This is a genomic window from Bradyrhizobium sp. 87 (genome assembly GCF_023073015.1).
Taxonomy (GTDB): Bacteria; Pseudomonadota; Alphaproteobacteria; order Rhizobiales; family Xanthobacteraceae; genus Bradyrhizobium; species Bradyrhizobium canariense_D.
This window is the reverse complement of the sequence record NZ_JADPIQ010000047.1, coordinates 1-8289: the sequence shown is the minus strand read 5'-3', so window position 1 is coordinate 8289 and position 8289 is coordinate 1. Positions and strand designations below refer to the sequence as shown.

At 60.1% G+C, this 8289-nt stretch carries 3 protein-coding genes and 2 pseudogenes; 2 read left to right on the top strand and 3 right to left on the bottom strand.

The window, feature by feature from the left end:
- Positions 1–651: 651 nt before the first annotated feature.
- Positions 652–915 (top strand): hypothetical protein, encoded by a 264-nt coding sequence (locus tag IVB50_RS09570; RefSeq protein ID WP_247295755.1) that lies wholly within the window; start codon positions 652–654, stop codon positions 913–915.
- A 727-nt stretch (positions 916–1642) separates the two neighbouring features.
- Here the strand turns inward: IVB50_RS09570 and IVB50_RS09560 are convergent.
- The 3 genes and pseudogenes from IVB50_RS09560 to IVB50_RS09550 form a co-directional block, all read right to left on the bottom strand.
- Positions 1643–1762 (bottom strand): annotated as a pseudogene (locus IVB50_RS09560) (NYN domain-containing protein); the annotation flags it as partial.
- A gap of 676 nt (positions 1763–2438) precedes the next feature.
- The gene (locus tag IVB50_RS09555; RefSeq protein ID WP_247295751.1) at positions 2439–5801 is read right to left on the bottom strand and encodes an adenylate/guanylate cyclase domain-containing protein; all 3363 of its coding nucleotides are present in this window, start codon (positions 5799–5801) and stop codon (positions 2439–2441) included.
- Positions 5802–5845: 44 nt separating this feature from the next.
- On the bottom strand, positions 5846–6286 hold the full coding sequence (locus IVB50_RS09550) for a nuclear transport factor 2 family protein (protein WP_247295748.1): 441 nt from the start codon (positions 6284–6286) through the stop codon (positions 5846–5848).
- A 1028-nt stretch (positions 6287–7314) separates the two neighbouring features.
- Between IVB50_RS09550 and IVB50_RS09545 the strand changes: the two are divergent.
- A pseudogene (locus tag IVB50_RS09545) lies at positions 7315–7460 on the top strand (DUF3606 domain-containing protein); the annotation flags it as partial.
- Positions 7461–8289: the final 829 nt, after the last annotated feature.

Below are 8289 nucleotides of genomic sequence, written 5' to 3'. Positions count from 1 at the left end.
TGTCAATGGGATCGAGGTCATCGCCAAGTCGACCGACCGTCAGCCCATAACCGCTGCCGCCTGACCGGCACCGCCGTCACCAAAATTTGGCGATAGCTCTTGGCAATCAGCCCGCCGCGACTAATTGCTACAAAGTACGGCGGCCAGATTCATCTTAAGCGCCGTGGATATAGCCCAGCTCCCGGGGCAATGGGGCGGAGGAACTGGGGCCAATCCGGGGCGCCCTTTAGGAAGGGCATCGGGCAAACTTGGCAGCAGCAGCAAGGTTTCAAAAAGTGAAGGGCCGCTGCGTTGGGACAGCGTGCGTCCTCAGTAAAACTACGGGGCGTCTCATTTGATAGTACCGCCATTTTAGATCGGCGCTAAACTGGCCTCGACGAAGCATTCAACTGCGTGACCATGGGCGAATATCGAGCTTACGTAATCGGGGCTGACGGGCACATAGCTTCGGGTCGACTTGGTGGTCCCCGATGAGGCGACAGCCCGGAAAAATGCGAAGCAGCTTGTCAATGGGCATGCTGTTGAGCTCTGGGCAGGCGCAACAAAGATCGAAAGATTCGGGCCAGAACAGTAACGTTTTGCTGTTTTCGCGTGCGTCCGGGAACCACTTAACCTGGATTAGGCTTCAACGGTTCAATCGAGGAATTGGCCATGGGCGTGGAACGAATGCACTCCCCGAAGTACTGGCGGATGCGCGCCGAAGAATTTCGCACGAAGGCCGACAACTGCGAGTTTCCGGACACCGCAGCCGCGCTCCGGCAAGTTGCGAAGAACTATGAGGATATCGCGCGCCAAGCACAGCAGCTCCTCGTTGCTGAACAAACGCGCAAGCGGCGCCGTCGCTTAGAAGCTCGTGGAGTGGCGCAAGAATTCCTGGACGACCCGCGGCCTATCATGAGCCAGCTGCGCCATTAAGGCCGACTTGGTGGAGGGGGTGGCTTGGCTTGAGGTGGAGCCTGGGACAGAAGGTGTCGGCTCGTGTCGATCTGTTGCCGCGTACCGGCGACCACGGACCTAAGCAGTTCCGCTTCTTTCCGTATCTTCCGGATAACTTCTTTCGCCTGTTCGCGGGCGCTGCGGTGATCGTCGTCCATGATGATTCCCCACTCCCGCAGGGATCATTGCTCGCGTCTAAAATGAGCGCCATAACGCAAGATAAAAGGCGGTCAGAATTTACGAGGAGACTAAGGAGCGCTCGATCTCGCAAATTGAGGAGGCCGGCCGCTAAAATCCGGCCTGACCTGAGCCCCTCGGTTGGCCCAACCAGCGCACAAAAAACGCGGCTCGATATCAGACAGGCGAACATCGTCCTGCCGATCGGCGCTGAGAGCTACGTTATGACCGCAATGGCAGTGGATCAGGATGCGCCGTAAGCCCATCTCGCGCATCTCGCCGAAAGTGATTTTCATCTGCCGGCCGTCGGCGTGCGTAGGCGGGCGCCTTGTTCAAGGCCCTGCCTCCAGGTCGTCATGTGGCTGTTCTTCCCAGACCAACTCGCCGCATTCGCATTCGAAGATCCGGAGGAAGCCGGGTGGCTTTGAGTTCCAAATGCGCTCTATAACCCGCGTCGGTCGGTCGCACTTGGGACATCGGACGGAATCTTGTCTTGATGTCATAGGCACGTCTCGCCACTACGTGGGCAGACTCTGACGAGGTCGGTGAAGACGTCGGCCTGGCGGCGCAGCTCGTCGGCGATCATCGGCGGCTGGCTCGCGATGGTGGAAATCACGGTGACCCGCACGCCGCGGCGCTGAACGGCCTGACAGGCGGAGATTCACAGTCACGAAATTAACCCCGGCGTTGCCTTCGAGCAGAATGGGGTGAAAATAACGGCGATTGAGGTCGATCATGCGCCGGTAGAACCAGCCTACGGCTATCGTATCGACTATGAAGGTCGCTCCGTGGTTCTGTCAGGCGACACCCGCATATCTGACAATCTCGTGCGAGCCGCCGCGGGTGTAGATTTGCTAGTGCACGAGGTCGCTTCACCGGAAACCTTTGTACGTGCGGGGTCAATCCAGAGCGGGCAAAATCGGTAGTCGCACACCATGTCACTCCCGAACAGGCCGGGGAAGTGTTTGAATGAACAAAACCGCGGCTGGCTGTTTACTCCCATATCGTTTTGCCTACCGCCACCGCCGACGATCTCGTGCCAGCAAGCCGCAAAACTTACAACGGTCCATTGGAAGTGGGGGAAGATCTGATGGTGATCGAAGTGGGAAAGGATGTGATTGTGCGGCGGCCTTCCCTTGCCAAACCGTAAGGGCCCACAGGGTTTCAACTCGTCACGATGCTACCCGAAAAATGTCCGGTTGGGGTCAGAAGCAGCGGTGGATGCCAGCATGGACCGGCGTCCGGTTTTTCCACGGAAAGCCGATATGACACGGGTTCAAAAGGACCTTCGGCTTAGGGCCGGAAGTTGTCACCCGAGGGCCCTATCACGAGAGCTCGTCGAGCAGCGCCTTTGCTTCCTTTAGGTCACGGGTGTCGAAGCCCTCGGTGAACCAGCCGTAGACCGGCGCGAGCAGAGCGCGAGCCTCACAGTGCTTGCCCCGGTCACGCCGCAGTCGGGCCAAACTGATCGCGGCCCGCAACTCGAATGACTTAGCACTCTGGCTCTGTGCAACCTGGAGCGAGGTTTGCAGATCAGCCTCGACCTCGTCCGGTGCATCCCCACGAGTGCGCCGCAGCTCGCCAGAGATGCATGCGAGCTCTGCCTCCCACATATGCTCGTCGCTGCGCGCAGCGAGGTTCTTTGCTTCAGCCAGGACTGTGAGACCCTCGTCGCCATGACCCAATTGCAGGTACGTCGTCGCCAGCATGCACAAGTACCGAACCTGGTACCAACTAGCTCCGAGCCGGTCGCGCTCGTTCAAACTCTGACGCATGAGCGTCAAGCCACGCTCCACGTTGCCTTCCTGCGCCATGGCCCAGCCTCGCAGGATGAGCCCGCTCAATCGCCAGTAGTTCAGGCTGTGCTGATCGGCGAGTTCGAGGATGGCGTCCGCGCGCGCATGCGCAGACGCCACGTCACCCATCAGCTCCGCAGGCGCCGCCCCGGCATAGACCTCCACGTGGGCGGTCAGGTTCGTCTGGTTCAGCTCCCGAACGTATTCAAACGCCGCGCGGCTCGTCCTCTGGGCTTGCTCGGGGTAGCCGAGGATCCAAAGCACGATCGCCAGATAGGGTAGCGCGGAGGCTTTTGGGTCATGGACATAGTGCACAGGCGAGGGCCGGTGCGCGTCAGGATCATAGCGACGTAATATCGTCTCGAGTTCGGAGCGAGCCGTAACGAAGTCACCTGCGTGCATGGCAGTGAGAGCGGCCAGACGATGTGCGCCGAGTTCGAGCGCTATGTCCCTAGTGCGTTCGGCAGCGAGGCAGGCCTCGGCTACCAGACCCTGCATGGCGTTATAGTCGCCCCTCACGAAATGGAAAATGAACTTGCCGCTGAGCGCGGCAAACAAGGCGTCCGTATCATCGAGTTCATAGCAGAGCGCATGAGCCCTGTTGAACGCAGTACCAAGCTGCGGAGCCGTGTAACCATGAATGGCGATCAGAGGACCTCCGATTGCTGTCTGCAGCGCGAGTTCCTGGCGATCTCGCTCCCGCCCTTCTGGGCAGGACTTGAGCGCCTCCAGGCCTCTTGTGAGATGAATGATCGCTTCGAGATTGGCGGAACGGCCTGCGGCGGTCCGGCCGGCACGCAGCCAATAGTCCACCGCTTTGCCAGCGAGCCCGGCCTCCGTGAGATGCAAAGCGATTGTCTCCGGCTCCATCTCCGCACGGGCAGGATAAAGCTCTTCGAGGGCAGCGGCGATACGAGCATGGATCTGCTGCCGCTTGCTCCTCAACAGACTCTCATGCGCGATGTCCTGCACCAGCGCATGTTTGAAGTTGTACCCAGTATGCGGCGGTGTTCCACGCCGGAATATGAGTTCCGCCTCCACCAGTTCATTGAGAGCAAGCTGGAGCGCGTCCTCATCGAGCGGAGCTACTGCTTTCAGAAGGTCGTGTCCGAACTCCCGCCCAATGCAGGCTGCGATCTGGGCGACCTCCTTCACCGGTGCCAACCGGTCCAGACGGGCCATCAACGAATCCTGGAGCGTTGTCGGGATCGCCAGCGGCGGCAAGGGACCTAGCAGTTCATAGCAGTTGCCCCGCTCCCTAAGCAGACCGGATTCGAGGACCGTCTTGGTCAATTCTTCGACGAACAATGGCACGCCATCCGTCTTGGCCAAAATCTGCTCAAGCACCTCCTGTGGGAGTGCTTTACCGCCGGTTATGCGCTCGACCACAGCAGCCCCTTGCCTGCGTCCCAGGCGGCTCAAAGAGAGCGCTGTCACGTGTCCATGTCCGGTCCAGCGCGGAACGAATTCCGGTCGGAAGGTAATCATCATGAGAACCGGGAGCCGCTGCACTTCGTCAACAACCCGGTCGAGAAATTCGAGCGTGGTGGGGTCAGCCCAGTGGACATCCTCATACGTGACAAGGAGTTGCTGTCTCGCCGCTAGGCCTCGTACCTGCTCCAAAAGAGCCTGAAACGTTCGCTTCTTCTTCTGGTGTGGACTAAGTGCCAGTGGCGGATATCTCTCACCAGTCGGGATTGCCAACAGATCGGCGAGAACCGGCGCGTCCTCATGCACGTCGTCCGTCGCAAGGGCGAGCATCGCCTCGAGCTTATCCAGCTGCTTGTCGGGAAGGTCCTCCCGCCGTATTCCCGCCGCGCGTTCAAGGAGTCCGATGACAGGGTATAGCGCGCTGTTGGTATGGAATGGCGAACAGAAATGGCTCAGGGGTGTGTGCGGCACGTCCGCGAGCTGGTCGCGCAGGGCCCGCACGAGGCGGGATTTGCCAATGCCTGGCTCGCCGCCGAGCAGAACAATCTGTCCCTCTTGCTCTTTCGCCTGCTCCCAGCGGTTCCAGAGGAGTGCGAGTTCCTGATCGCGCCCGACTAGCGCAGTCGAGACGCCGTGCTGGGCATCGAATCGACTCTCCGCGGCGCCCTCGCCGATGACCCGCCAAGCTTGCACCGGGCCAGGGAAACCTTTGAGAGGGACCCTGCCCAGGTCGCGGTATGTGAAGGCGTCGCCGAGTAGGTGGCGCGTTGACTCGGCGATCACCACGCTACCGGGCTCGGCGAGCCCTTGCAATCTCGCGGCCAGGTTCGGGGTCTCGCCGATGACGGCCCGTTCGCGGGCCTCTCCCTCGCCAATCAGTTCGCCGACCACGACCAGACCAGTTGCAATGCCGACGCGAGCGGCAAGCGCTGCACCACCTCGTTCGGTAAGGGCCGCGACCGCCGCGGTTACCCGAAGTCCGGCGCGAATAGCACGTTCCGCCTCATCTTCATGGGCGCGGGGCCAGCCGAAATACGCGAGGACACCGTCGCCCAGAAACTTGGCTATGTGGCCCTCGAACCGGGTGATCTCGCCCGCCACGGTGCTCTGGTAGAGCTGCATGAGGTCACCCAGCTCCTCAGGGTCGCGTCCCGAGGCGAGCGCAGTCGAGCCGACCAGATCGACAAACATGACCGTGAGCTGCCGCCGCTCAGCCTCTGACGGTAGTGCCGGCATTATCTGTCCAGCTGGCTCACCAGCATCGCTGAGGGCGGCAGCGATCGATGATGAGCGCGCTTGAATCGCCTTCAGCACGGTCTTCCGCGGGCCGAGCGGCAAGCCAAGTTCTCGCAGGTCGGCCTCAGTCAGCTCTTGCAGGATATCAGGCGTGACTTCGGCATCCTGGAAAGCCTGCGTGTAGCGCTCCAGCCCGAGATTACGAAGCCATTCCGCGATATCCACGCGAAGTCTCCTCGCGGGGCCGTCAGGCGGCACATAGGGCCAGCTCAGTTGAAGGTATGTAACCTCAACTTCAGCGAACCATCCGTCTGCCGCTCGAACACGTGGGTGGCAATGCCAGAGAAGTTTGCAGGCTTACTATCCTTGTCCTTACCTCTGGCGCTCCAGTTTGCCGTGCCATAGACGACTTTGTCATCGCCGCCCGCGTCGATCAGCTCAAGCTTGTGGTCGGTTACGCCGTTGGCGTAGAACCCGGCGAAAAACTTCTCGATCGCCGCCGCACCCGATGCCACTTCGTGGGTTGGGGGAAGTACCTTCGCGTTCGGCAAATATAAGGTGACAACGGCCTTGGGGTCGCCCTTGTTGTACGTCGCATCAAATGTTGCGTAAGCCGCCGAGACATCGCTCTTCGGGTCGCCGGCAAAGCACCGCGCCGGAGCGACTGTGAGCAAACAAAGAGCGAATGCCGTTGCATGAATTACACGCATGAAATCCTCCCTGTTTAATTTTGCGGTTGTAAGCGTGTGAAATTTACTACCGCGGTAGTGCATCGTAAAGCGCGGACTCGTCGTGGGCACCGGATCGACGCCTGCAAGGTCGCGGGCGAGATCCTACGACCTGGAGTTTCGTTCGGGCCGATATGCAGCGGTCGCGATTATCCCCAAGCGATCCCCGGTAGAGCACCACCTCTATTGGCTTGTCGCGTCTGGCGGTGGGAAATGTCATTCAATCCACCTCGGCATTTATCAGGTTCGATGTCGCAGTTGGGTCAATCGCGGTTTAGTCCTCCCGCGATGACTCCCGGTCAGCCCCGATGAGCGGACATCTTCGGTGCCCATCGCAAGCACTCAAGCGGGCCATAGCCACCATCGCAGTTGGTGACGAGTAGTGCACTACGCATGGGCATTGAGACAGCCCGCTGGGCTCAGGTCGGCGGGTCGTTCCGCTTCTAGTGGGACGCAACCAGCGCTGCCATGCTGAATGCGATTACGCATGCAGCTGCCAAGGACCACAGGGTTATTACAATCTGTTTGGGCATGGTGCCTCCAGGCACAATCGCCTTTGCCCTACTGCCGGACGAGCTTAGATCGCATACCGGCCAGCATAGTGAAGGCAAGCAGTCGCCAAATCAGGTTCATCAGGACTAGCATGTTGATATCACCGCTTTTCGATGCCCACTATGGACGCGAGTCTGGTTTCAGGGGGACTTCGCCGGGCTGCGAAATGGTTTCGTCCCGAGGCTGGGAAGAAGGCTCGGAACGGTCTAGCCCGCGAGCGTTTGGATCACAGCTCGGGCTTGGTTTCGCACGAGCCCGAAGCACCAAGAGAAGGTAGCCTTCGGCCTCAGGTCGCTTTCCTGAGGCCACTTTTTGACAGCTCTTCTGACCTGGTTCTCGCTTGGGTGCAAAGTGATCGTCGCCATTGGGCTCGACCAAGTGGTTCTCGGCGAATGCAGGGAGCTTCGCGGTACTGTTGCGGGCGACGCTAAGGAATATGAAAAGTGCCCGTCCTGATCGAAGCGAAGAAGACCGGCCGCTCGCCTTCGGCGTGAAAAAGGCGGTCAAGAAGGTCGGCAACAGCCGACAGCGTGCCGAGAAGCGTCTCGCCCGCTGGGAAAGACGGCGAAGGTCGGTCGTCAGACTCGGCTGGAGAAGAGGCTGAAGGCGGTCAGTGTCTGCAGGCGCGGCTCGACCTTATACGGCATCACATCCTCAATGGTCAGGCCCCCGCTCAAGCGTATCGCTCTGCGGATGATCAGGAGCCCACGTCAGACTAGCTCCACGGGTGTTCCTCACATGAAGGCGATGGCGCATCCCAGTCCGACCAGAGTGTACAGGCCGGTCACGGTTGTACCGAGACATACGTCCGCCATGACGTTGTCCGAGGGGAAGTTTGACATTCGCTGCATCGTTCAGGCTGTTCACCGATTGGGCGACGCGCTGCGCCTGACATCTTCCGGCGTAGACTTGCTCAGGGCTCCGGCAGCCCGACTGACCTGTTTTCAGTCGAAGGCGCCGAGCGAACGGAAACGCGACGACATCTTTGACTCGTTGGACCACCGCCTGCCGTTTGAGTACGGCGCCCGTAGCGGATAGCCAAAGGCTCCAGTTGCAAGAAAATATGTGCGAAGGGTAGGCGGGGTATCTCAGTTCGGTTTGCATCCAGCTAGACGGCATTCCTACGGCGCGTCCTGTTCCGGGGATGCGTGTGTGAGCCACCTTGATCGCGGCTTACGGCCCCACGGGGCAGTTGGAGGCGCGCGACAGGCGTTGGCCGATTGAATAGGGTCCGGCCAGACAAAATAACCGCAGCTGGTTCTGATCTTAGTGCGTTGCCCCAGCGCGGGTGCGAACGAGTTTAGACAGGAGCAGCGTGGCCATCATTTCTGACATTGACCTGCCCCTGCCGATTTCCTCCAGTTGAAGTTAGAGTCCGGCCTTCTGAAGGACGGACAAATGAAGCGAGCCAGGTTTACGGAAGAGCAGATTAT

What these genes read in the sequence shown, in the direction of transcription:
- IVB50_RS09570 (WP_247295755.1), top strand. Translation starts at nt 652, where the DNA reads ATGGGCGTGGAACGAATGCACTCCCCGAAGTACTGGCGGATGCGCGCC.
- IVB50_RS09550 (WP_247295748.1), bottom strand. Translation starts at nt 6,286, where the DNA reads ATGCGTGTAATTCATGCAACGGCATTCGCTCTTTGTTTGCTCACAGTC.